The organism is Acinetobacter sp. R933-2, from assembly GCF_030325485.1.
GTDB lineage: Bacteria > Pseudomonadota > Gammaproteobacteria > Pseudomonadales > Moraxellaceae > Acinetobacter > Acinetobacter sichuanensis.
On sequence record NZ_JACAIJ010000001.1, the window covers coordinates 216,850 to 242,714 of the forward strand.

Genomic DNA, 25,865 nt, shown 5'->3' on the forward strand with positions numbered 1-25,865 from the left:
TTATCAAGATCATGATTTAGCTACTTTTATTACCAGTATTTATTTAGACAATTAATTTACGACCCTCTTTAATACAATAGAATGGATTCATCAATTTCGATGAGTTTTTCATTGCATTTTGTAGGTCTTGCTCAGGTTGTTCTCGACTTTCATCGGTTAACTGAAATGTTCGATAATGGATCGCTAAAGAACGTTTAGACTGTAAATCAATATGTGCTTGAAAAGCATCCTGCGGATTCATGTGCATATAACGCATCAACTCTCGCGGCTCATAAGCACCGATTGGAATCAAAGCAATACGTGGTGTACCTAAACGCTTCTGAATCTCTTTAAAATGAGAGGAATAACCTGTATCACCCGCAAAGAAAAAATGACCATGTTGCGATACGATCGAAAAACCACCCCATAATGCAGCATTTTGATCACGTAGACCTCGTCCTGAACCATGTTGTGCAGGTGTATAAACGATTTTTAAATTTCTAAAGAGTGCCGATTGCCACCAATCCATTTCAATCACATGCCAATCATCGGGTAAATAATGACTATTGCCTAAACCCGTATAAATTGGCATTGCAAATTTATTATGCAACCAACGCAAACTTGCCAAGTCCATATGGTCATAATGATTATGACTCAACAATACTGCATGAATTGTAGGTAAATGCTCTAATGCAATTCCCATTGGAATAACACGTTTTGGACCACGTCCTTGCTTTGGACTAACATGGTCTGCCCAAACAGGATCGGTTAAAAAGTTATAAGGTCCAATTTGTAATAAAACCGTTGCATGCCCAACAAACCAAACTTGCCAATCATTTTCAGGTGCATTGGGTCTATTTTGTGGTAAAGCACGTGGTGTTGCATAAAACTCAGCAGCTTCTTTCGCTGAATCTACGTTCCACGTTGAAGACTTTCGAGTGCTGAGCCATTTCACTAAATCCCAACGCCGATTACCTTCAGGTCTACGGACAGGATTAAAAAATTTCTCACCATTATGATGATCTGAAGCAAGAACTCTAAATACAGGTCTATACCATGTATGTGCTAAACATGTTTCAGTCACTAAACGATAATGGAGTTGTTTGGTCGTTACAGTTGTAACAACTTCCGAAGTTTGTAAAGTACGATCTTCAATTGGATCCTGTTCAATCTCTTTTGACATTACGACTCTAAACGCCCTTTCATTCTTTCTAACCACATTTGTTGTGTTTGCGGTTTAATAAATAACGCAATAATTTCAGGATGAATGTGTTTAATCTTGGTTTCAATACGATTAACACAAGCTTCTATTTCATCTGAAGTTAAATTATCTTTAAATTCCAAACTGAGTGAAGCAATCACTTGGTGTGCTCCCATTTGTTCAGTCAAAACGCCATTCGCATAATGTACAGCTGGATCTTCCTTCGCCACTTTTAACACATTTTGACGCAATTGTGGATCAGCAATTTCACCTAAAAGTAATCCTTTAGTTTCTCTTGCCAATAACAATGCTGAAACTGCCAAAACAATCCCAATCAAAATGGACGAAATTCCATCAAGAATAGGCATATTCAGTTGATGTGCTAAGAATATCCCGACCAATGCAATGAATAAACCTATTAATGCAGCAGAATCTTCAAAAAGTACAGTAAATGTCGTCGGATCTTTACTTCGTCTAAATGCTTCGAAGTACCCCATATTACCTTTTAGTTTTTTAAAAGATCGTAAGGCAACAAACCAAGAACTTCCCTCACAAAGAATAGCAACACCCAAGACAATATAATTCACATAAGGTGACGTCATTTCCTCAGGATGCAAAACATGTTGAATGCCTTGATAAATAGAAACAACCGCACCTAATGCAAAAACCAATAAAGAAACAATAAATGCCCAAAAATAAAGCTCTCGCCCATATCCAAAAGGATGCTTTGCATTTGCTGGTTGTTGCGATTTTTTGATGCCATATAAAAGTAAAACTTCATTTAAAGTATCTACAACAGAATGAATTGCTTCACTCAACATTGCAGAACTATTTGTTATATAAGCAGCAATAAACTTCACTAAAGCAATCACAAGATTACCAAGAAGTGCTGCATATACAACAATTTTATTTGAATCTGACATTTATTGTCCTAATTTTTATCATCAAATACAGTCATTTGATTTTTATCTGTATTTTAAGCCATATTGTCTTACTTACTTGTAGTTTTCCTTTATTTTTTGTTGTTTTTCATCTTTGCCTGTTGCTTTAGCATGCATCTTTCTCAAAACATAAAAAAGCCCAAGTTTAAACTTGGGCTAAATGGCGTCAAAATTAAATTTTATTTAACCAGTTTACGTAAGTCTTGTGTTAAATCGAGATATTTTTCCATCTCAAATACTGATTTTTTACTGATCAACTTTTTGAGATGACGCATATCTTTAGCAGCATTTACTGTAATTCCAGCAACGATTTGACTGTCACTGACACCAAACATCACAAAAGAATTTTCAGAACCTTGAGCAACATCCATTTCACCACGAATATGCCATTGCGATGCAGCCATATCACCAACAAATTGGAAATTAATCTCCAATTGGTCTGTCCAGAACCATGCAGGATTTGGTATGGGATGTTCAACATTCATCACATGACGGGCAAAAATACCTGCTTGTAGATTAGCATTTTCCCAAGTTTCCACACGAGCATATTGACCATTGGCACGTAACTGAGTCGCCACATCGCCTGCCGCATAAATATCAGGATGTGAAGTTTGACAGTTTTCATTGACTTGAATGGCAAAATCGACGTTTAAGTTTGCATCAATTGCAAGCTGTGCATTTGGAATAATCCCAATACCATAAACTACCGCATCTGCACGAAGTTCTTCACCATTTTCAAGGGTGACCACAACTTCTTCACCATCAAGCTGACAGCCAGCAATCTTGGTTTCAAGACGGACGTCAATGCCTTTTTGACGATGTTGTGCAAGCAGAAACTCACTCAGAATAGTTGGTGAACAACGTCCCATCACCATTGAACCCATTTCAATCACAGTCACCTGACAGTCTTTGAAACGTGCTGATGAAGCCAGTTCTAAACCAATCACCCCACCACCAATCAAGATGATACGACGACCTGCTTGCAAAACAGGAACCAAAGCTTGTGAATCTTCAAGATTACGCAAGGTATAAACGTGTTTACCTAATGCATCGAAATTCGGTAAACGACGTGCTGCACCACCTGTAGCAAGAAGTAGTTTGTCATAGACAATTACATCACCATTTTTCAATTCGATGCTATGCGCTTCAGGATTAATTTTCACCACACCATTGCCACGAATGACATCGACATTCAACTGCGCCAGTTTTTCTTCTGACAAAATCTCAATTTTGGTGTCTTCAGGTTTAAGGATCACATCTTTCGAAAGCGGTGGACGTTCATAAGGCAAATGTGCTTCATCCCCAACAAGGATGATTTTACCTTCATATTGATGAGCGCGCAGTTCAATGATGGCACTTGCCCCTGCTTGTCCTGCACCTACAATGACGATGGTTTCGATGTTACTCATATCATTCACCTTTTAATTCTGCCGATACAATGCCAAAACCTGCAATCCATTCACTGATCGCTTCATAGCAATGAATCGTCATATCGTATTGCCCTAATTCAGCAAGTGCTGCAAAAGCTGCCATCCAAGAACGGACTTCTTGACCGCCACGACCACCTTCTTTACGAATATCGTCTTCAGTCATTTTCTCAATACTTGCAAAATCAGCATGTTTGAATAATTCAAGTAGGCTTGCATCCCATTCAGGATTTAAGGGTACTGAAATAGATTTATCACCTGCTGCCAAACGCTGACCTACTGAAATGATTTTTGCCTGACGTGCTTGGCGTGCTTCCGCTGTTGGATGGCGACCACAAATCAAAAATTCTTCCACTTCAGGTGATACTGCACCCATTTGCGGAGTTGGTGGATCATGTGAAAGCCCGCCTGTCCCTAAAATAAGAACACGCTCATTTTCAAGATTAAGCGATTTAATGAATTGACCAACAGCACGACCTAAAGCCAAAGTACGTTTAGTTGTTGGCATTGGCGCTGCTGCACCATTGATAAAAATCGGAATCGTTGGATAACGATCGAGTTTCCCATTGCATAAAAAATGTAAAGGTTGAGTCACACCATGATCTGCTTGCATACGATAGGAATAAGCAACATCGACCCCTTCATCCAAAACTTTACGCACTAGACCTAGCGCAGTTTGTTCAGGCACATCAATTTTGGCATTGTCTTTACCATAATCCCAATCCCCTGCTGCTGTGGCACGTATACCCACACAGAACGATGGCATCAAGTCATAAAAGAAACCATTAAAATGGTCAGGACCAAAAGAAATGATTAATGTCGGATTATAGGCTTGAACTTCGGCAGCCAAATTTTCAAATGTCGCACGAACCACTTCTTCCTGACCTTTTTCGGCAGGTGAAGCAAATTCCATTAATGGGCTATGCGAAGCACAAATAAGTTTAACGGTCATGTTGGACTCCGAAAGAGAAGTAGTGGCAATACTTCTTAATCTCCCCTCTTGCACAGCCATACTGTTCAGATTTTAAAAAGAGGGAAACTAATACACAAAAGTGAATTTAATTTATTAATTAGACTTATTACGTAAACCATAAAATGTTCAGATTTTAAATTTGAGACATATTTAAAAATGTCTCGGGCGTTCCTTCTCCTTTCGGGAGAAGGCTAGGATGAGGGGCTCTAAAAAAACCTCTCCCTAACCCTCTCCTAACAGGAGAGGGAACACTCAATATTGATCTAAATCAATCTGAAAATTACTTTAGTGATCTAGTAAACCCATCACTCATCAAAAAAACCTGCACGTGGTTGACGCAAACCACGAATTCCCAAACCACACTCAGCATTAATTAAAACACCTGTAAGCGGTCGGTTATTAGCACGAGATGCAAGTAAGACATATGAACCTGTCATATCTTCAGGTTCAGGTAAAAAGTTCAGTGGCATACCACGTGCAATCTTTTCAGGGTCACGTGCATCTAACAAACCAAGATTTTCCTGACCCAAAGACGCAGCACCTTTGATATTGACGTTCATACCTGATGGTGCAACCGCATTAACACGCACTTTCGGTGCAAGTTCATATGCCAATTCTTTCATCACACCTACACCTGCATGTTTCGATGCTGTGTAAATTGGTCCACCACCTGCGGAATACAGTGCAGAGTTAGACAGTGTAAAAATGATTGAACCTTCAGATTTGACCAACTCATCTAAAGCTGCTTTTGCACCTAAAATCAAAGATTTGGTATTAATGCCCATAATTTCATCAAAGGCTTTTTCCAACTGTTCACCGCTCATATTGACGATGTCAGCATAGTGATCCCAAATCCCTGCATTCCCAATAAAGCAATCCAGTTTTCCAAATCGCTCAATGGTGGCATTCACTGCTTTTACATTATCTACAAAGTTGGCAACATCGCCGACGACAGTGACAATCTGATCACCAAAGCGCTCATTCAGTGCATCCACTTTAGCTTGTGAGCGTTGTAATACCGCTACTTTTGCACCTTCTGCAAGGAAACGCTCCACCAAAGCCAAACCTAGACCTGAACCGCCCCCTGTAATCAGTGCAACTTCACCTTCGAGCCAACCCATGCTTATTCTCCTGACATTTCCACGTATAAGGCACCATCTTCAACAATCACAGGGAATGTTTGAATTGGATCTGTTGCAGGCAAGCACAGTGCTTGACCTGTTTTCAAACAGAAACGCGCTGAATGTAACGGACATTCCACTGTGCCATCATCTTCAAGATAGCCTTCAGACATCGACGCATTACCATGTGAACAACGGTCATTCATCGCAAAGAAATCACCACCATTGTTGAATACTGCAAGTGCTTCAATGCCATTTACACCACAATCTACTTTGAGTGCTTCGCCTTCATCCAACTCGTCGATTTGGCATACAAAAATTTTGTTCATTAGAAAAAGATACTCAAGTTATGTGAGTTGTAAGTTGCTTGATCTAGCATGATCTTACGATTAAAGATTTGGAATCCTAAGCCATCTTCCACTTTACGCAGTTTGTCGTGACGCTTACCGCAGTAGATGGTGACATCTTTTTCTTTCTGCGTGCGGTAAAGTAAATACGTCACATAAACATCGTATTCATCTGCAATATCAGTGGCTTCAATGATGACATTTGACACCATATGTGTGGTACGTGAAGGTGGTTCTTCTGCCCAAGCCATCCCCGTTTCTAAACGGGCAACACGGCGTTCTAGCAAATCTTTAGTGTCGTTAAATACCCATGTTGTTGGTGGCTCAACTGAACGACGACGGTCACGTGTTTGTGCATTTGGAGTAGTACGTAGCGTATAAGAAATATCTTCAGCTAAAGTAGCTAACCAATCGCGGAATTTCCAATCATCAAGCAACTTCGCTTCACGATAAAGAAACTGACTAATTTGATGTTGAAGTTCTAAACTGATCTGACTCATTTCATAAGCTCCTTCTCATATTCGTCAGCTGCTTTTTCCACGTCTTCCCATTTTTCATGAATGAGTAAATCTGCCCAACGGCGGTACATCCCACGCGCTGCTGTTTCAGAGAAAATATAGTTGGTAATCCCCGGAATACCATCTTCACGGACTTTCTCATTCCCTTTACCCATTTCCATGATTAAACGGTTTTGACGCGCTTTATAACCACGTAATACTTTTTGAATTTCGATCCAGTTTTCAGAGTCATCTTGCTCAAGAAAACCTGCAGGACCGAATGCACGTGTTGCTGAACGCTCAAATGCTTCTTTGACTTCTTGTGAAGCTTCAGCATCTGCAATACAGAATGCCCAAACTTCTGTTTTATTTGGACCACGTGGATGCCAGACACGAAGTGTCGCTGTACCGTTCAACCAAGACATCGTTGGGAACATCGTGTTGTGACCTGCTAAACGTAAAGCACGCACTTCGCCTAAACGCTCTTTCACTTCCTCATATGTTTCACGGAAATAGTTGGCAACTTCACCATCGACCCAAACGTTTGCATCTGGTTTTTCTGTGAAGAAAAAGCCTGAACCATGACCACGTGAACCATATTGGATGGCATCTTTTGCTGTTTCCCAAACTGGACGAGCGGTTTGAGCTGCACCTAATTTTTTAGATGAGTCATCATCTGGTTTTGCACCCAAAACCTGAATCGCAGATGCATGTGAGAACAAAGCATGGTATTGGTCAGATGCGAACTGTTCAGCAGCAAATTTCCAATTACACTCGATTTCCCATTTGTGTACACCGCCAATGATTTCTGTCCCACCTGAACGACGGTCAACGACACCATCTAAATACCAAGCGATATCACCCATGTATTCTTCTAAATCTGGTGTGGTTTCATCCCAACATCCGAAAATTAAGCCTTTGTAAGATTTCACACGGTTGACTTCAATCAAACCCCATTTTTCTTTACATGCACCTTGTGGGAAAGCGCGGTCTTCTAATGGAATATCTTTTAAAGAACCATCTGTGCCATATGACCAACCATGATATGGGCAAGTAAATGCACGTGTATTACCACAGTCTGCAAAACTCACACGCATAGACCGATGACGGCATTGGTTTAATAATGCTTTGATTGAGCCATCTTTTTGACGAACCACGATAATTGGATCTTCACCCATGTAGGTATTGAAAAAATCACCTGCCTTTGGAATTTGGCTTTCATGGCAAAGGAATAACCAAGTACGACCGAAGACTCTTTCGAGTTCGAGTTCATACAATTCTGGATCTGTATAAATGGATGGCGAGATACGTCCATTTTGTGCATCGACTAAAGCGTCGATTTCACGCACATCTATTTTTCCACTCATGAAAGCTCTCCTGCGACAAACGTGGGGTCACACACAAATTGACTCAACTTGTAAAAATCATCGCCGTTTGGAGCACTTTTAGGGAAATATTTATTTTGTTTTAATTAATATGTTTTATGGATTATTGAGTTAGGCTTTTTCTATATAAAATGACTGATCACTTCGATTTCGTCATTTATTTTCTAAATGATGCAATCATCTTCACCTCTTAGTTGTTTATAGATTATACTCAAGTGAATTCGTAGTAAGACATTTTTTGGATTACTCTTTGGAAAAGTTATATGGAATTACGACACCTTAGATATTTCATTACTGTTGCTGAAGAACTTAACTTTAGTAAAGCAGCTTTGAAACTTTATACCGCCCAACCCTCTCTAAGCCAACAGATTAAAGACCTTGAAGAAGATGTCGGTGTTCGACTACTCAACCGCACTAAACGTAAGGTTGAACTGACTGAAGAAGGTGCTGTTTTTCTTGAACAAGCACGTTTAACTTTAGCCCAAGCAGACAAAGCAATCGCTATGGCACGCCAAGTGTCCAAAGCCAAACAACAATTGCTGCGTATTGGATTTGTTCCTGTCGCAGAAATGAAAGTTTTTCCTTATGTATTGCCTAATTTACGTGTACAAAATCCAGAGTTAAAAATTGAATTACTCAGTTTAAATAATCTTGAACAAATGCGTGCAATCCAAAAAGGTGAGCTTGATGTTACCTTTACGCGCCATAATTTTCACAATGATGAAATTGAAAGTAAATTTGTTTTAAGAGAACCTTTAATCTTCATCTTACCTAAAGATCATCCCTTAGCAAAATATGAACGAATCCCTGTTAAAGCATTGAATGGTATTGATTTTATCATTCCTGCTGAAGAGCAATCAGGGACATTACACAATGCGATTTTAGACTTTGCTAAAGCACAAGGAATTGAATTTAATATCGTGCAAAAAGCCGATAATATTTTGTTTAATATCAATTCAATTGGGATGGGTTTAGGCTGCACCATTCTTCCTGGTTATATTGCACCACTCACCATGAATAATACGGTGATTCGTCCTTTAGATGTTGAACTGCCTTATCTTGATTTGTATGTCAGTTATCGTAAAAATGCCAGTTCTATTTCTGTACAGAAGTTTATTGAACTGCTGACCAAGGTTTTTTACTTAGACATTAATCGAACAGATGATTAGCATTTAAGCTGACTGCCAATCAACGCATCCATTGACTATTTATTTAAAAAATGGTGATGCCAATAAAATAGAGAACTTATTCACACTTTATAAAAACAAAAATAATTGAATAAGGGATCGATTATTTCGCATCAAATACGATTTTCAAGGTTGATTATTTTTTCATCCACGACTTAAAATAAAAAATCCATAAAAAATATCGTACTTTAGCTACAACTTAAGTCTAATGCATGTAAAAATACCCCTTAAAAGAAATGTAAAGAAAAAATATAAACTCATAGTGCAATGAGGTTTTTCATGATTAAACATCGCTTGCAAGGTATAAAAATTGGGATCCAATCTCGCTTCTACTTCTTTATCACCTTTTTACTCACTGCAATTTTATTTATTTTTCTACATTTTACGACGCATTGGGCATGGTCAACTCAGATTTTACTCAGTTGGAATGTGTCTATTTTATGCTATTTAATCTTCACAATTCGTCTCTTATGGCGCACAGATCGTCACCATATTTTAAAACGCGCACAACAGCAAGATGCCAGTAAATGGATCATTTTATTGTTGGTATTTTTCACTTTAATTATGTGTTTTATTGCCATTGTGATTGAACTGAGTCATTTACCTCATCATGGATGGATTAAATCAGGGCATTTAGCCTTAAGTATATGTACCATTATTTTTGCGTGGTTATTTATGCATACTGTATTTGCGATACATTATGCGCATGATTTTTATTTGGCTATAGCAAGACATGAAGATGGCGGCTTAGATTTTCCTAAAACACCAGAACCAACCTATCCTGACTTTTTATATTTTAGCTATGTCATTGGCACCTCTGCACAGACTGCCGATGTCTCTATTACTTCACGTTCAATGCGTATTTTAAATATTTTACATATACTTTTGGCTTATGGCTTTAACACCACAATTTTAGCGATTTGTATTAATGTAGCAGCGAGTTTTATTTAAATGAAATGTAATGTTATTTCCTATCCTATCAATCAATTCAAAGCCTTCAAATCCCTATATTTAGTGCTTTTGCATTTTACGTGAATTAACCTAATCTGGTGGTGCTATCGCAGGGCAACATGGATGTCGCCGTTGGGTGAAGGTTCATGGACGAACCCCTCACCCAACAAAGGGTTTTTGTTCCTTTTCATCCCTGAAAAGGAAGGCATTACCTACGCAAATAAATCTAAACTTTCGGTGGTATATGCGGCAGTGCAAATAAACTTACTATTTAAAAACTCATATTTCACATCATTTAAACTCCTAATTTTATTTACAAGACGTTAACTTCCATCAATAAAAAAGGACAGCTTTCACCATCCTCCATTTACTACACACAAAGTATTAAAAATACTTATACGCCACGTGCAGTTAAATAATCTTTAATTACCGTATTAAACTCTTCAGCTTTCTCAACTTGCGACCAATGACCACACTGACTGAAAATATGCGCATCTGCATGTGGAACAATATTTAAAATATCCCATGAACGAGAAACAGGAATCACCACATCTTGCACACCATGAATCAACAATACAGGCACTGTAATATTTTTCATTTTTTCAAAATCGAGTGGGAAATCAAAACGATCACGATCACGTGCGCCAACCACTTCCATCAAACGATCAGAAGCATAGTCATTTTTTGCAGCCTCATAACGTACTTTAACCAACTCGTCTGTAATTAAATCTTTGTTCACAACGAACATAGATAAAGTTTTTTTAATGCCTTCTTCTGTCAAAACAGGGTTTGCATGTGCTTTCAAGGCAGCAGTTTGTTTTGCACCACCTGTACCCATTGAAACAATACCCAGTACACGCTCAGGATAATCAAGTGCCAATTGAAAAGACAACCATCCACCAAGAGAATTTCCAACGAGCCATGTTTTTTCAATACCTAAAGCATCTAAAGTACGAATAGCATGATCCACCCAAGCACGAATACCATAAGCAGTATTTGGTGCAACAACAGTTTGACCATAACCAATTGTATCAATCGCGATGCAACGTGCTTGCTCACCAATGTGTGGTAAGTTTAACCACCAGTTTGCAGCGGCAGAAACACCCGTACCAGAACCATGTAAAAATAGGATAGGCGTACCTTCCCCCACTTCATGATAATGCGTTAATTCACCTTCAGCAGTTTCAATCCATTTATCTTCTAAACCAAAGAATGAATCAGTTTTATAATCGGGGATTTGCACAGTGCTCATACTTATTCCTCGTACAGCCTAATCGATGGGTTGAATCCATTTAAAACACATCTATACAGATTCAAATTGCCTAATTTACAGCTTTATATTACATGCTTCACAAGCACAAACTGATACTTATTAACGATGACAAACTACAAAATAACGATAATTTAAATATTTGTTTTACAACAACTTTAATTCAATATAAAAAATAAAATCGCGCTATTTCAACAGCACGATTTTTTAAAATGATAAATTAAAAACGATAAGTATAAGTTGTTGCAAAACGATACTCTTTTAAATCTGTTTTCCAATCATAATCGACATCAATATACATCGCTTGGAAGCCCAGACCTTTCATTTTCCCTTCAGGTACGGTGTAATTTACAATCACATTGAGTTCATCAGAATCCTGATCTTTTTTACCTGCCACTTCTGCATTTGAACCCATGAAATACATCGCTGTGGCATTTAAACCCTGAGCACCCAGTTCGGAAAAATCATAACCATAGGTCACACCCCAAGACTTTTCATTTTTATTGGTAAATGTCGCAACACCCCAGTTCACCAAATAGGGTTGTGGTACCCAACCTGCTAAGGTTGGAAAAGCATTTTCACCAAACATTTGCTGATAACCCAAGCCCAAAGTATGCGCAGCATAATTCACTTTGGCACTTGCAGAAATCGCTTGGTTATCAATCGTGCCATACAACTTGTCACCTGATTCTGAATTGTCAAAATAACGCACATAGCTGTCTAATTTTACTTTTTCAGAAAGTTTTGCTTTATAGCTTGCACCTACATAATGCTGTTGATAAAGATCACGAACATCGGCATACCAATAACTGCCGCCAATTTCAGGACTAAATTGATGATCAACTCCAGCGATATACATACCATCTGCTGCTTTTGCTGTGGTTGGATTATTATTTGGAAATAAACTCAAATCTTGAAACTGGTTGTCATAACGCGCATTGATGCTGTCTATATATGCCAAAGTTAATTTGGTATTTTTAACATCTTTAGATTCTAACCATGCACCGCTATATGTGGTGAGTAATTGACGAGATGGGTCAAAAACCAATACAGGAGAAACAGGTAAAATTTCACCCACTTTTAATTCAGTTTGAGACACTTTGGCTTTTAACGTTGCGCCAACTTTACCAAAATGATCACGTGATTTTTCCCCATCATGTGCTAAGACCCAGTCAGCATTTTGATCACGCCCATTAAGTTTAACTGCATGTTGTACCAATAAGTCAGCACCCACTTGAATGCCTGCCCCAATGTCTTGATAACCAGATTTTGCATCTAAGGTCACACCCTGTGACCAACTGCCCCAATTATTTTGTGGTAGATCTGCATACTGGCGATCTAAATAGAAGTTTTTAAACTTAAGTTGAACTTGGCTATCGTCGATAAATTCTGCATTCGTTGCAGTTGTACCTAGTGTTGCGATTGCAGCACAGATTGCTATCCATAATGATTGACGAGGCATCGTTGTTTTTCCAATTAAAACGAAAATCGATGACAACATCATGCAAAATGCGACAAATAGAAAAAATCAGACCACAGTATAAGAATTTTGAGCGAATATCTTAGAGAAAAATTATCATCATTTTTTGGCTATTTTTTTAATATGTTTTAACAATAACTCATTATGCAAGCCAGTTTCACTCAGAGATTCTCGTACAAATTTTTAGAAGAATTCATTCACAATACAACTATCTAATTATCAATATATGAAATCTATTAGTGTTTTTTTGTTTAAGTTATTTATTCACAGAGCAAAAAGCTTTTATTTTTTTATAATGAATAACGTTTACAAGAAACTTTTTTTCTATATATCCAACGCAAAGCGGTATAAAACTCAACCAAACAGATTCTAATTGTTAACTTTTTATACAAGTGCATATAAAAATACCTATAAAGTATTTGGATCCAAAGTCTCCTACCTGTAAATTTGCCTAACTTTTTCAAAGACCATTTACAGGACGTAAACCACATGAAAGGACTTAAAACTCTATTCTTAGCTACTGCCCTATTTTCAGTCAATCAGATCAGTTTTGCTGATTGGATCAAGGATGCAGCGCTTCAAGTTGAACCTCAAACCATTCAGTTACGTCATCAAATTCATCAAAATCCAGAATTGGGTAATATGGAGTTCAATACTTCAAAATTAGTCCAAAAAGAACTTAAATCTTATGGCATAGATGTACGCACAGGCTATGCTAAAACAGGTGTGATTGGTGTGTTAAAAGGTGATCTTGCTGGTCCAGTCATGGCGTTAAGAGCAGATATGGATGCCTTACCTGTTGAAGAAAAAACGGGCTTAAGCTTTGCCAGTAAAGTCAAAGCACTTTATCAAGGTAAACAACAGCCTGTTATGCATGCTTGTGGACATGATACGCATACTGCTATGCTTCTCAGTGCAGCTAAGGTGCTCGCTAAAAATAAAGATAAACTTGCGGGTACAGTGATATTTGTATTCCAACCTGCTGAAGAAGGTGCAGCAGACCTCGACAATTTTACTCAAGGCGACCAGATTGGCTCACGTAAAATGATTGCAGATGGTGCTTTGAAACAGCCTGCACCTGAAGTTATTTTTGGTATGCATGTGATTTCAGGCATGCCAAGTGGCAATATTTTCTATAAAGGCGGCGCTATTTTAAACAGTGCTGATGAATTCCGTATCAAGCTGAAAGGTCAACAAGTGCATGCGTCTATGCCTTGGGCAGGTAAAGATCCGATTGTGACTGCTGCACAGGTCATCAACAACTTACAAACCTTAGTCAGCCGTCAGTCAAATTTGACTAAAGGCATGGGTGTGGTGAGTGTCGGGCAAATTGCAGGTGGTACAGTCAGCAATGTCATTCCAGATGAAGTGAGCATGGCAGGCACCATTCGTACCAATCATGAAGATATCCGTCAGACCATTTTAAAACAGCTTCCAAATATCGTGAACTCGACTGCGCAAGCCAATAATGTCAAAGCCGAAATTGACTTATCTTCGTATGCAGGCGTTACGAGCAATGATAAAACTTTAACTGAACTCACTGCACCAACGTTAGAAGCCGCAGTGGGCAAAGAACGTCTACATCTAATGGAAAACAATGCCAGCCCAAGTGAAGACTTTTCTTACTATGGCAAAATCATGCCTTCTTTATTTGTCTTTTTAGGTGCGACACCTGAACATGAAGATATGAACAAAGCGGCGCCAAACCATAGTTCTGAATTTATTGTAGATGATGCCACACTAAAAACAGGCGTTGAATCACATGTTCGCTTTATCATGAATTATCCTAGCATTGCAGCAAAAGTCCAATCCGACTGGAAAGCAGCACACTAAAGCTCTCTAGCAAAGTGAGTTTGCCTTAACACCATCTTATTTTAAAAGTCAGTCTATCACGCCCCCAATTTCTATCCGTGAAGTTGGGCGTACTCCCCTTGTCTATTTTCAGACAAAGCCTCTTTAAAACATCTTAAAACAAAGGATTTATTAAGATGAATAAAACCATTCAACTTATTGGTTTAATGACAACGCTATTCACTGCAAATCAGGTATTTGCAGAAGCTTTAACATTTGGTGATGCAAAAACAGATGCAGGGGCTTTAAATGTTTCTGGTGCGATTCGTGGTGCGTATCTCTATAAAGATTATGCAGAACAAGCCAATGAAGGTACGAAAAATGGCACGATTAAGTTTCTTGATACCAAAGTCATTTTAAATTATGAAAATCCGAATTGGCTAGCCTCTATGGATGCGCGTTGTTATCAGTATGATCGTTTATGTGATGCGATTTATATCCGTGATGCATGGGTCGGTTATAAACTCTCTGAAAATAGCCGCATTTCAGCAGGTCAACAAGATATTGAGTTTGGTTTTGGACGTCTGTGGGGCAATACCAACTATGGCTCGATTTTTTCAGCCACGGGTCTAGAAGACGTGCAAAATATCGGCTTAAAATACAATTTAAACCAGCAAGACTATCACTTTACCTTGGGCTACTACCCTGTAGATGGTGCTAACTATAAAGGTTTAAGCAAAGACTCCAGTCGCTATGGGGTAAACTACGTAGAAGCAGATGAATTGGATCAGGGTACACATCTTGAAGAAAAAAATATGTGGGTCACTCGCCTGAGCAAAACTTTTCAGATTGATCCCGACCAAGGTTTTAACACCGAAATTGGCGCATCTTATTGGCACTCAGACTTAGACAACAAAATCACAGGAAAAAGCGGCAACCGTGATGCCTATAATATTTTTGCCACCACCAACTATAATCAATGGCAATGGTTAGTATTGGTAGGAGAGCAAAAAGTTGATAATGCTGACCAATTATTTCCACATGACTCAACCATGGGTTCACGTGATTTTTCTTACCAAGTTGCCAATGATGGTAAATATTTACTCAATGAAATCAATTACACCATCAAACAACCATTCAAACATGTTCCTGAAATGAAACCCTATTTGTCTTATGGAAAATACTATAAAGATCAACAAGGTTATCTTGATTCAGAACGTTTAAATGCAGGGGTATATTTCTTCTATAAAGATATTGGTATTCAGGCTGAATACATTATCAGTAAAAACGACCCTGCTGTAGGCAGCAGTGCCAATTCGCTTGCCAAAGGAGACAATAACGACATCAATAAACTGTTTGCTTTAGCAGTCGGTTATTTCTTCTAAAGTTTAAAACTGCCATCACTATTGTAAAAAATAAGTACAGAAACATTGCCTGTACTTATTTTATTAATAAGAATATTTTTGCTTTTATAGGTCGAAAATTTACCACTATTTCCTTATATTTGACGTTCAAACTCTTAACCAATCCAAATAGTAAGAAAAACCGCTTTTATCAAATACTTTTCTTCTTTATTAAGAGGAATATCCATCTGTAAAGATGATCAAAGCGGTTCATTCAAAACATCTTATTCAGCAGCGAAAGTAGCCGTCACTGAACCAAAGCCCTCAATTTCAACCACAAATTCATCACCTGCATGAGCCACAGCCATTGGACCAAGCGCACCTGTGAGAATGATATCACCTGCTAATAAAGGACGACCACGACGTACCATTTCATCTGCTAACCAAACCGCAGCATTGAGTGGATTTGAAAGGCAAGCTTTACCTACACCTTGAGAAACAACTTCATCACCACGCTTCATGGTCATTTTGCAATTTACAAGATCAAGGTTTTCAAGTTTTACAGGACGTGAACCTAAGACATAAGCGGCTGAAGAGGCGTTATCTGCAACCGTATCAATCAGTGAGATTTTCCAATTTTCAATACGGCTATCAACCACTTCCACCGCAGGCAAAGCATACTCAGTTGCACTGATAATATCTGCATAGGTATGTTTTTCTTGGGTTAAATCTTTATTGATGATCAAGGCTATTTCAGCTTCAACTTTAGGCTGAATCAATGTACCTACGGGAATCGCTTCGCCATCGCCAAAAGCCATATCGGCAAATAGCATGCCAAAATCTGGTTGATCTACGCCTAATTGCTTTTGAACTGCAATTGAAGTTAAGCCAATTTTACGACCCACCAAGCGGCGTCCTTCCTTCAGCGCACGTTGTGTATTAACTTCTTGTACAGCATAAGCAATATCAACATCTGCATTTTCAGCACCCAATTGTGGACGAACAGGTGCAATTGCAACTTTTGACAATTCAGCTTCACGGAGTGCCAAGGCAACCGATTCAACACTTGTTTTAACAACAGCAGAATTCGACATCATCTTTCCTTAAACTACAAAAATGGACTCAATACCGTTTTCATGAATCAGACCAATCTTTGCAGTTCCACTGCATCTGAACTCACTATAAAACATGTACTTTTATGAACAGTTTAAGCATCAGGAAAATGTCATTTTTGTGCCAATACTTATTTTATGTATGGCAATAGTTAGAAGCTATAAATGCTTATTTGCATAGAGAAAAAGTTAAATATTTTATAAATTTCAAAATAAAATAATCAGCAATAGAGAAAATAAATTCATGATTTATTTTTGAGCAGATGATGTTCTACGACTAAAAGATAATAAAATGCACGACAAAATAAAGCACAAGAACTGCCGTTAATTTTTGTATTTTACGGATCAATTCGCATAAATATTCAGAAGAAAATATGTGAAAGAATTAATTTGCCTAATCTTTAAACAAGAACTTAGCAAACAAAAATCTAGGCGAAATTAATTCTTGATTTTAAAAATATAACAAGACGACTAAATTGCGTCTTGAAGCTGATTTTGTCGTAACAAAAACTGATGCAAAGCCTGAACATCATCAGCGATGGTTAAAGGTGCAAACTGCTGTAAAGTTTCAGGCGTATGTACACCATAGCTCACGCCTACACGAGGCATGGCAATGTTTTGCGCCATTTCCAAATCATAAGACGTATCACCCACCATAATCGCACGATCTGCCTCTACGCCCGTATGTTGCAAAATTTCTGCCAGCATCAATGGATCAGGTTTAGATTTGGTTTCACTTGCCGCACGGGTCACACAAAACAAATCCTGACTTTGGGTCTGCGCCAATACACGGTCTAAACCACGACGGCTTTTTCCTGTTGCCACAGCAAGCTGAATGTTCTGACTTTTCAAGTCATGCAACATTTCAGAAACCCCTGCAAACCACTGATCACCCTTGGAATGCTCCACATAATGATCGCCATAGCTTTTTAAAATATCGGTATGTAATTCAGGTACATTCGGAAATAAAACCTGTGCCACTTCAGGCAAGCCCAAACCAATAATACTTTTTGCTGCTTCATCGGTTAAAGGCTGAGCAAATTGCTGTGCAGCAAATTTTAAACTCGCCACGATCTGCCCGACAGAATCAAATAATGTTCCATCCCAATCAAAAATAATCAGCTCTACAGGTTTTTGCATTTTTCACTCTTAGTTCAATAATGCACAAACATCTTATTCACAATCAAATCTGATACACGGAAATGTCATCCACAACTGTTTGAGACAGGACTACAATGAATAAGTAATGTTTTTGCGAAATATTAATCAAAAATAGGTAGTGAACGAGTTTTGCGGATGGCAATGGTTTTGCCTACTTTTGCCGAAACAAAAGTAGGTCGAACCGAAGGTGGCTTCCAATTATATCAACTTAATTGAAAAGACTCCGTTATGCTCTATTCATTACATTTTATATCGTTGGCTTATCCGCCTTCTGCGCTCTTAACTGCGCCACCAAACTCTGCATATCCTCAGGCAAAGGCGCTTCAATCGGCTCATAGCCCGGAATTTCCAAACGCATCGCATGCAAACACAAACGACGTGGATTTGGACCACGATATTCAGTTTCATGCCCGTATTTATCATCACCCACCAAAGGATGTCCGATACTTAAACCATGTACACGAATCTGATGGGTACGCCCTGAAAGCGGTGAAGCATAAACCAAAGTCGCATGCATAAAGCGTTCAGCCACTTTCCATTGTGTCTTACTTTCTTTACCATCTTTTGACACACGAACACGACGCTCACCATTGGCAAGTTCATAACGCAACAAAGGTTGATCAATCAGTTGATCATCCAAACTGACCTGACCTTTGGCAATGGCTGCATAAGTTTTACGAATTTTATGCTCACGCAATAAATCTTGCAGTGTTTTCAATGTGCTACGCTTTTTACTGATCATGACCAAGCCAGAAGTATCACGGTCAATACGATGAATCAGCTCCAGATATTTTTTACCAGTCGCGGCACGCAAGCCTTCAATCAATCCATATGCAACGCCACTGCCGCCATGCACAGCAATACCTGAAGGCTTGTTTACAACCATTAAGCCTTCATCTTCATAAACCACACGACTTAGTAAACTTTGTGCGACTTTATCTGAAACAGGTACAGCAGATTCATCTTTTTGTTCAAAACGAATCGGAGCAACACGAATTTGGTCACCAATCGCCAGCTTAGTTTCAGCTTTTACGCGCTTTTTATTGACACGAACTTGACCTTCACGAATTAGTCGGTAAATACGGCTTTTAGGTACGCCTTTTAAACGACTGAATAGAAAATTATCAATACGTTGACCTTCTTGATGTTCGTCGACTTCAAACCAGGTGACACTTTGCCAGTCTTGTGTAGAATTCATACAGTTACGATGACCCAATAAAAACGAAATTTTGATTAAAAACTGATCACTTAGACTATACTTTTCATACAAAATAAATGCATAGCCCATAGGCAGATGATGTAAGGTTTGCTATAGTCAGCGCACGGATACCACCGTAAGTGAAATTTATTGTGACATTTTCAAGACTTTTGAAAATTAAACACATACAAAATTCACCATAAACTCGGAAAGGTCCCAAAAGAATATGCCGACGCCGAAGGCTTTATTATATCGGCAAAAAGACAAACTGTTGCGTTTAATTGTATTTAAAGTACAGAAATCAGTTTGTTTAAAAATATATGTCGCCAACCCAGACGTTGGTTTTTAAACATAAACTGATACACGCCAGACAAGTCGCTTTAGAGTGTTATTCAGGACATAAGTGTTTGAGGCATTGGAACTGCATATTTTGTAAAGATACGACGATAATTCCGTATCAAGACGCGCTCACAAAAAACTGAGCTGCTCTTCGAGCAATATGTCAGTGAAAGACGAATCAAATCAGTCATCCAATGCACCACTTTCAGTACCAGTGAAAACCTCAGAACTTTAATTGTGCAAAGATTAAAGAAGTATTGCAGCATCAATACAGGTATCAAATCCAAACTTGTTCAAAACAAGCTGGTAAATCACTCAAGTTATTAGAAATAATTTTCAATAATTTGAGCATTGATCCAATATTAAGATGTTCGCTTCACTTATAGATAGCGAGTTGTTGGTGTGGATCACTATTAGGTGTTACACCCATGAAACGTATGTTGATCAATGCAACACATGCCGAAGAAGTTCGCGTTGCACTTATCACTGGTCACCGTCTTTACGATTTCGATCTTGAAAATCGCACGCGTGAACAAAAGAAAGCCAATATCTATAAAGGTCATGTGACTCGCGTAGAGCCTTCTCTAGAAGCTGTATTTGTAGAGTATGGTGCAGGTCGTCAAGGTTTCTTGTCGATGCGCGAAATTGCCAATTCCTACTATAAAGCTGACCCACGTCAAACTTCAAATATTCGTGAACTCATCACTGAAGGCACTGAACTTTTAGTTCAAGTTGAAAAAGAAGAACGTGGTAATAAAGGCGCTGCCCTTTCTACTTATATTTCCCTTGCAGGTCGTTATTTAGTTTTAATGCCAAATAACCCAAAAGGTGGCGGTATTAGTCGTCAGATTTCTGGTTCTGTTCGTGAAGAACTAAAAGAAATGTTGGCTTCTTTAAATACTCCTCGTGGCATGAGCGTCATTGTTCGTACTGCGGGTATTGGTCGTACTCAAGAAGAATTACAACTTGACTTACAACATTTATTAGACCTTTGGTCACAAATTCAAAGCACAGCAAGTTCTGGTCCATCGCCAATGTTGGTTCACCAAGAAGCTGGCGTTGTGACTCGTGCCATCCGTGATTATCTACGTGATGACGTTGCAGAAATTTTAATTGATTCTGAGCAAGCTTATAACGAAGCCTATAACTTTGTGAAAGCAGTGATGCCGAACCAATTAGACAAACTCAAAACTTATACCTTAAATGAACCATTATTTGCTCATTTCGGGATTGAAAGCCAAATTCAAACGGCTTATGAGCGTGAAGTTAAACTGCCTTCAGGTGGTTCGATTGTCATTGACCAAACGGAAGCATTGGTGTCTATCGACATTAACTCAGCAAAATCAACACGTGGTCATGACGTTGAAGAAACGGCATTAAGTACAAACTTAGAAGCGGCTGAAGAAATTTCTCGTCAACTCCGTTTACGTGATATTGGTGGTTTGGTTGTCATCGATTTTATCGACATGACTAAAGAACGTAACCAGCGTATGGTTGAAGCGAAACTTCGTGAAGCAACACAAAGTGACCGTGCTCGTATCCAATTTGGTCAATTATCACGTTTTGGCTTGATGGAAATGAGCCGTCAACGCTTACGCCCTTCTCTTGAAGAAGCAACGGGTTATGTTTGCCCACGCTGTCATGGCACAGGCATGGTACGTGACTTACGTTCACTTTCACTTTCAATTATGCGTAAAGTTGAAGAAATTGCTCTTCGTGAACGTCATGGTGAAGTACAAGTCGAAGTTCCTGTCGAAATTGCAGCATTCTTATTGAATGAAAAGCGTCACAGTCTTGTTTACTTAGAACAAACCTCAAATGTACGTGTGACTGTATTGCCACATCCACATTTAGAAACGCCACATTACGAAATCTCATACAACCCTGAAGGTTTCGCACCAACAAGCTATGAGCGGACTGAAGCAACACGTTCTAGCGAAAAAGAATTGGGTTATGAATCTTCTGAATGGCATTTAGAAGAAGAACATGCAGCTGCTCAACATACAACTGCCCCAACTCCAAACAATAACAACAAAGTATCTAACAACCATAAAAAGCAAAATACTGCGCCAGTGGTACAAGCAACTCAACAACCACAAGTTGCTAAAACACCAACCGCAACGACAAGCCCATGTGCATGGTTAGAAAACTTGTTTGTCCAAAAACAAGCAAGCACGATTGACCAATCCCGCACAGCAAATAATGCTGCGGCTGCGATTGAACAAATGGTGAATGGTGGTGCTGTTAGTCGTGGTCAGTTTGGTCATGTCAATACAACAGCAGTTGCTGCACCTCAACAACCTGCACTTGTTGAAACCAATGCTTATTTAGGTCACGCTCCTGCTGCAAAAAATGAGCAACGTGATTACGCTGAAAAAGTGATTGAGAAAGAAGAAAAATCTCAACGTAATAACAAAAAGCGTAATAACAACAATAATAAGCACAAAGACACACGTGAACAATCACATGATCAACATCATCAAGTGATTGAAGAAGTTGTCCAAGCTCCACGTCAAGAACAGCGTGAACCTCGTCAAGAACAGCAACGTGAGCCTCGTCAAGAGCAACAACGTCGTCAGCAAAAACCACAACGTGTTCAACATGAACAATCTGCTGATACACATGACAGTGTTCCACGTCGTGACCGTAACAACCAGCAACGTCCAAATCGCCCAAATCGTCATCGCGATGCAAGTGTATTTAATGATGAGCAAAATTCAGCACCTCCTGTTTCTGCACCAAGAGAAAACAAAGCTGTTGAAAAAGCACCAAGCATCAAAGTTGATTTGGTTGAAGCACCACGTAATGAAACAATGACGACTGCTTTAGTGGTGAATGTTGACCAAGCGCAAAGTGAAATTATTGCTTTAGCACCTCAGCAACATGTAGCTGCGAAAAAAGAAGCTGTTGCTCCAGTTGCAAAAGTTGCAGCAAATAAAGCTGCAACAACAACTGAAACACCGCAAGCAACTGCTAAAGTTGAACCTGTCGTCGTTGAAGAGCAACCTGTTGCACAACAAGCAACTCAACCCGTAAAACGGGCAAGCAATGACCCACGTCAACGTCGCCGTCAACAACGTGAGGCTGCTACAACTACACCTGTAGTTGAAGTTCCTAAACTAGCCCCTTCACAAATCCCAACGTTAAGCCAATATACCATTGGTAGTTTAATTCGCCATGTATATGGTGAAGACTGTGCTGTGTTGATTGAACAATTTGGTTTAATTCCAACGTTCAATCGTGCATTACAAAAATTCTCTGACGAGTATGCAGCAACTTTAAAAGTTGAAAAAACTGTAGCGCCTGTTGAGAAAAAAGCAGTCACACGTGATGTTGCGATTACCAAAGCAGAGCCTGAAGCAGAACCTGCACCAGTACTTGATTTAGTACCGCCAAAACCTGTTTCAGACAACCGTGTTGCAAATGACCCACGCGAACGTCGTCGTTTAGCAAAACTTGCTGCTGAACAAGCAAAGCAAGCACATGTTGAACAGAAACAAGTTGCTGAACCTGCTGTTACAGAGGTCGTTGCTGAAGCTGTTGAGCAAGCTGAAAAATCTGTTGAAAAATCACAGGAAATTGCACCAAGTCCAGTGGAAAATGCAGAAGTAACAGCACAAAGTGAAATTGCTCTACAAACAGAAAATGTTTCTGTTGCTGAGTTAACTACAGCTGTTGAGCCTGTTGCTCAAAAAGAAGACCAACCTGAAGCAAAAACCATTGCCGAAGTTGAAGTAGCTGTGACTGAGCAAGCACCTACTGAAGAAAAAGCTGTGGTTGAAACTGCAAAACCAACCAAAGCACAAAGCAAAGCCAAAGCTCAGCCAAATGCTGCAACTGAGGCGCAAAGTGCAGAGGCTGTAACCAAAAGCACTAAAAAGGCTGAACCAACCGAAGACTCTGAGAAAGTAGATGGTGAAAAACCAGCACGTCCTCGTCGTCCTCGTGGTCGTCCACCAAAGAAAACAACAACACCTGCAGCAGAATGATTTGCTGAATTGCGGGTGATTTAAGAGAACCTAGCCATTTCGATGGCTAGGTTTTTTTGTTATTTTTAATGGTATTTTTATAAGTTTTGTCAAATTAGGTTGATTGCACTAGAGCACTACCGTTAAAAGGACAACTGTAAAATCACTGTAAAGTAAACTCGCAGACAAAATAGACCATATTGGATTACGAAAAATAAATAGGATGCTTATGAGCTCAAATACACAGAACGATCTTATCAGGATTGCTGATGTCGCAGCGCGACTCCCTCAATTTATCAATAAAGTCCCTAATTTACTCACTGGCCTAAAACAAGCCTATTTACGCACACCCAATACACCTTCTGGTTTAGGTTTAGCATTTGAACGCGCTGTAAAACGCAACCCTTATGGTGATGCTTTACTTTTTGAAGACCAACGTTTCAGCTATAAAGAACTCAACAATTGGGCAAATCAAATTGCACACTATTATCTTTCATTAGGTGCATCCAAAGGTGATGTCATCACGGTAATGATTGAAAATCGCCCTGAACTGATTGCTACTGTGATTGCACTAGCAAAAATTGGGGTAACTTCTGCTCTTGTGAATACTTCTCAAGTTGGAAAAGTGTTAACTCATAGCATCAACCTCGTTAATCCAATCGCGATTATTGTAGGGGAAGAATGTCGTGTCGCAGTTGATGAAATTCGCCAAGATTTAAATATTGCAGCAGATCGCTTTCATTGGTTTGCAGATCAAGAAACGTTAAAAGATATCGGTCAAGCACCTGAAGGCTATACCAACATTGCCCAAGTCATTGATGATTTTCCAAAATTTAATGTACCAACGACCCACAAAGTCACAGGTAAAGACGGTTTATTTTACATCTACACATCAGGTACTACAGGTTTACCTAAAGCCGTTATTTTTACGAATAGCCGTTGGATGCTGGCTTTTGGTACTTATGGTCATGTGCTCAATCTAAACGAAGATGATGTAATGTACTGCACACTCCCTCTCTACCATGCAACAGGAATGGTTGTGTGCTGGTGTGGTGTACTCGCTGGTGCAGCAACATTGGCGATTCGCCGTAAATATTCAACATCAGCATTTTGGACAGATGTTAAAAAGTTTAATGCTTCTGCCATTGGCTATGTCGGAGAACTTTGTCGCTATTTAATGGATGCGCCTGAATCAGCAGCAGATCGTGACCATCGTGTAACAAAGATGATTGGTAATGGTATGCGTCCAAATATTTGGAGCAAATTTAAACAACGCTTTGGCATTAAAGAAATTTTAGAGTTGTATGCTTCAAGTGAAGGTAATGTCGGCTTCAGTAATATCTTTAATTTTGATAATACAGTCGGTTTTTCACCTATTCCTTACGCAATCATCCAATTTGACAAAGAAAAAAATGAAGCTGTACGTGATAAAAAAGGATATTGCATTAAAGTCAACAAAGGTGAAGTTGGCTTATTATTAGGTAAAATCACCAAACGCTCACCTTTTGATGGCTATACCGATCCTGAAAAAAATAAATCTGTGATTATGAAAGATGTCTTCCAAAAAGGAGATTCTTATTTTATTACAGGTGATTTAGTCCGTGATATTGGCTTCCGTCATGCTCAATTTGTTGACCGTTTAGGCGATACATTCCGCTGGAAAGGCGAAAATGTTTCTACAACTGAAGTTGAAAATATTGTTAGCGAATATAGCAAAATTACTGAAGCTGTTGTTTATGGTGTCGAAATTCCAAATACGAATGGTCGCGCAGGAATGGCAGCGATTACGTTAAGTGAAAATGAAACGCTGAATGAACAAGATCTAACCAATATGGTTACGGAGTTTAAAAAAGGACTTCCTGCTTATGCTATTCCTGTATTTTTACGTATACAAGAAGCAGTAGAAACGACTGGAACCTTTAAGTATCAAAAAAATAAGCTCAAAGAACAAGCTTATGATCCAAAGAAAACCTCTGATCGCTTATATGTTTTTTTACCGAGTACCAACTGTTATTGTGAAATGACAGATGAAATTTACAAAAATATTGAGGACTATAAATATCGTTTTTAAGCCAAAACGAAGCGACAAAAACACAATTTTAGAAAATAATTGCTAAAATTGTGTTATTTATAACCGAACGTTGCAAACTTTATTAATTTTTACTTGCGCTCTATCAATAAATTGCTAAAATAC

19 protein-coding genes are annotated in these 25,865 nt (G+C 38.9%); 6 read left to right on the forward strand and 13 right to left on the reverse strand.

Annotated features, from left to right (window positions below):
* Nucleotides 1–43 precede the first annotated feature (43 nt).
* The 8 genes from HX005_RS01080 to hcaE form a co-directional block, all read right to left on the reverse strand.
* On the reverse strand, nucleotides 44–1,162 hold the full coding sequence (locus HX005_RS01080) for an MBL fold metallo-hydrolase (RefSeq protein WP_286375996.1): 1,119 nt from the start codon (nucleotides 1,160–1,162) through the stop codon (nucleotides 44–46).
* Nucleotides 1,162–2,103, reverse strand: a complete 942-nt coding sequence (locus HX005_RS01085) for a cation diffusion facilitator family transporter (protein ID WP_107006861.1) — start codon at nucleotides 2,101–2,103, stop codon at nucleotides 1,162–1,164. The genes HX005_RS01080 and HX005_RS01085 overlap by 1 nt, the downstream gene beginning before the upstream one ends.
* Before the next feature lie 197 nt (nucleotides 2,104–2,300).
* Nucleotides 2,301–3,530: a 3-phenylpropionate/cinnamic acid dioxygenase ferredoxin--NAD(+) reductase subunit gene (hcaD, locus tag HX005_RS01090; RefSeq protein ID WP_286375997.1), complete on the reverse strand. Its 1,230-nt coding sequence runs from the start codon at nucleotides 3,528–3,530 to the stop codon at nucleotides 2,301–2,303.
* Between the two features lies 1 nt (nucleotide 3,531).
* The gene (locus tag HX005_RS01095; protein WP_286375998.1) at nucleotides 3,532–4,500 is read right to left on the reverse strand and encodes a 3-carboxyethylcatechol 2,3-dioxygenase; all 969 of its coding nucleotides are present in this window, start codon (nucleotides 4,498–4,500) and stop codon (nucleotides 3,532–3,534) included.
* A gap of 326 nt (nucleotides 4,501–4,826) precedes the next feature.
* Nucleotides 4,827–5,642, reverse strand: a complete 816-nt coding sequence (gene hcaB / locus HX005_RS01100; protein WP_286375999.1) for a 3-phenylpropionate-dihydrodiol/cinnamic acid-dihydrodiol dehydrogenase — start codon at nucleotides 5,640–5,642, stop codon at nucleotides 4,827–4,829.
* 2 nt (nucleotides 5,643–5,644) lie between these two features.
* Complete coding sequence (gene hcaC, locus HX005_RS01105; RefSeq protein WP_107006865.1) at nucleotides 5,645–5,971, reverse strand: 3-phenylpropionate/cinnamic acid dioxygenase ferredoxin subunit; 327 nt, start codon at nucleotides 5,969–5,971, stop codon at nucleotides 5,645–5,647.
* Entirely contained in the window at nucleotides 5,971–6,489 is a 519-nt protein-coding gene (gene hcaF / locus HX005_RS01110; RefSeq protein ID WP_107006866.1) for a 3-phenylpropionate/cinnamic acid dioxygenase subunit beta, read from the reverse strand. Before hcaF ends, hcaC begins: the two co-directional genes overlap by 1 nt.
* Complete coding sequence (gene hcaE, locus HX005_RS01115) at nucleotides 6,486–7,853, reverse strand: 3-phenylpropionate/cinnamic acid dioxygenase subunit alpha (protein ID WP_286376000.1); 1,368 nt, start codon at nucleotides 7,851–7,853, stop codon at nucleotides 6,486–6,488. Before hcaE ends, hcaF begins: the two co-directional genes overlap by 4 nt.
* Nucleotides 7,854–8,134: 281 nt before the next feature.
* Here hcaE and hcaR point away from each other — a divergent pair, with 281 nt between their 5' ends.
* Nucleotides 8,135–9,040, forward strand: coding sequence for a DNA-binding transcriptional regulator HcaR (hcaR, locus tag HX005_RS01120; RefSeq protein WP_107006868.1), 906 nt, complete (start codon nucleotides 8,135–8,137; stop codon nucleotides 9,038–9,040).
* Nucleotides 9,041–9,337: 297 nt separating this feature from the next.
* Nucleotides 9,338–10,009 carry a DUF1345 domain-containing protein gene (locus tag HX005_RS01125; RefSeq protein WP_286376001.1) on the forward strand — a complete coding sequence of 224 codons (672 nt, stop codon included), beginning with the start codon at nucleotides 9,338–9,340 and terminating at the stop codon, nucleotides 10,007–10,009.
* 394 nt (nucleotides 10,010–10,403) lie between these two features.
* Here HX005_RS01125 and HX005_RS01130 read toward each other — a convergent pair whose 3' ends face one another.
* Together HX005_RS01130 and HX005_RS01135 are read right to left on the reverse strand one after the other, a co-directional pair.
* A complete protein-coding gene (locus HX005_RS01130) occupies nucleotides 10,404–11,261 on the reverse strand; it encodes an alpha/beta fold hydrolase (RefSeq protein ID WP_286376002.1) in 858 nt (285 codons plus the stop codon).
* 238 nt (nucleotides 11,262–11,499) lie between these two features.
* The gene (locus HX005_RS01135; protein ID WP_286376003.1) at nucleotides 11,500–12,741 is read right to left on the reverse strand and encodes an OprD family outer membrane porin; all 1,242 of its coding nucleotides are present in this window, start codon (nucleotides 12,739–12,741) and stop codon (nucleotides 11,500–11,502) included.
* A gap of 507 nt (nucleotides 12,742–13,248) precedes the next feature.
* Between HX005_RS01135 and HX005_RS01140 the strand changes: the two genes are divergently transcribed.
* Both HX005_RS01140 and HX005_RS01145 read left to right on the forward strand, forming a co-directional pair.
* Nucleotides 13,249–14,592, forward strand: a complete 1,344-nt coding sequence (locus HX005_RS01140; protein WP_286376004.1) for an amidohydrolase — start codon at nucleotides 13,249–13,251, stop codon at nucleotides 14,590–14,592.
* A 155-nt stretch (nucleotides 14,593–14,747) separates the two neighbouring features.
* Nucleotides 14,748–15,935 carry a porin gene (locus tag HX005_RS01145; protein ID WP_286376005.1) on the forward strand — a complete coding sequence of 396 codons (1,188 nt, stop codon included), beginning with the start codon at nucleotides 14,748–14,750 and terminating at the stop codon, nucleotides 15,933–15,935.
* A 242-nt stretch (nucleotides 15,936–16,177) separates the two neighbouring features.
* Here the strand turns inward: HX005_RS01145 and mhpD are convergent, their stop codons facing one another.
* The 3 genes from mhpD to HX005_RS01160 form a co-directional block, all read right to left on the reverse strand.
* Nucleotides 16,178–16,987: a 2-keto-4-pentenoate hydratase gene (gene mhpD, locus HX005_RS01150; protein ID WP_286376006.1), complete on the reverse strand. Its 810-nt coding sequence runs from the start codon at nucleotides 16,985–16,987 to the stop codon at nucleotides 16,178–16,180.
* A gap of 489 nt (nucleotides 16,988–17,476) precedes the next feature.
* Complete coding sequence (locus HX005_RS01155; RefSeq protein WP_286376007.1) at nucleotides 17,477–18,145, reverse strand: HAD-IA family hydrolase; 669 nt, start codon at nucleotides 18,143–18,145, stop codon at nucleotides 17,477–17,479.
* Nucleotides 18,146–18,413: 268 nt separating this feature from the next.
* The gene (locus HX005_RS01160) at nucleotides 18,414–19,364 is read right to left on the reverse strand and encodes an RluA family pseudouridine synthase (protein ID WP_286376008.1); all 951 of its coding nucleotides are present in this window, start codon (nucleotides 19,362–19,364) and stop codon (nucleotides 18,414–18,416) included.
* A 767-nt stretch (nucleotides 19,365–20,131) separates the two neighbouring features.
* Between HX005_RS01160 and HX005_RS01165 the strand changes: the two genes are divergently transcribed.
* Both HX005_RS01165 and HX005_RS01170 read left to right on the forward strand, forming a co-directional pair.
* On the forward strand, nucleotides 20,132–23,692 hold the full coding sequence (locus HX005_RS01165; RefSeq protein ID WP_286376009.1) for an Rne/Rng family ribonuclease: 3,561 nt from the start codon (nucleotides 20,132–20,134) through the stop codon (nucleotides 23,690–23,692).
* Nucleotides 23,693–23,900: 208 nt separating this feature from the next.
* Complete coding sequence (locus HX005_RS01170) at nucleotides 23,901–25,742, forward strand: long-chain-acyl-CoA synthetase (protein WP_286376010.1); 1,842 nt, start codon at nucleotides 23,901–23,903, stop codon at nucleotides 25,740–25,742.
* Nucleotides 25,743–25,865 lie beyond the last annotated feature (123 nt).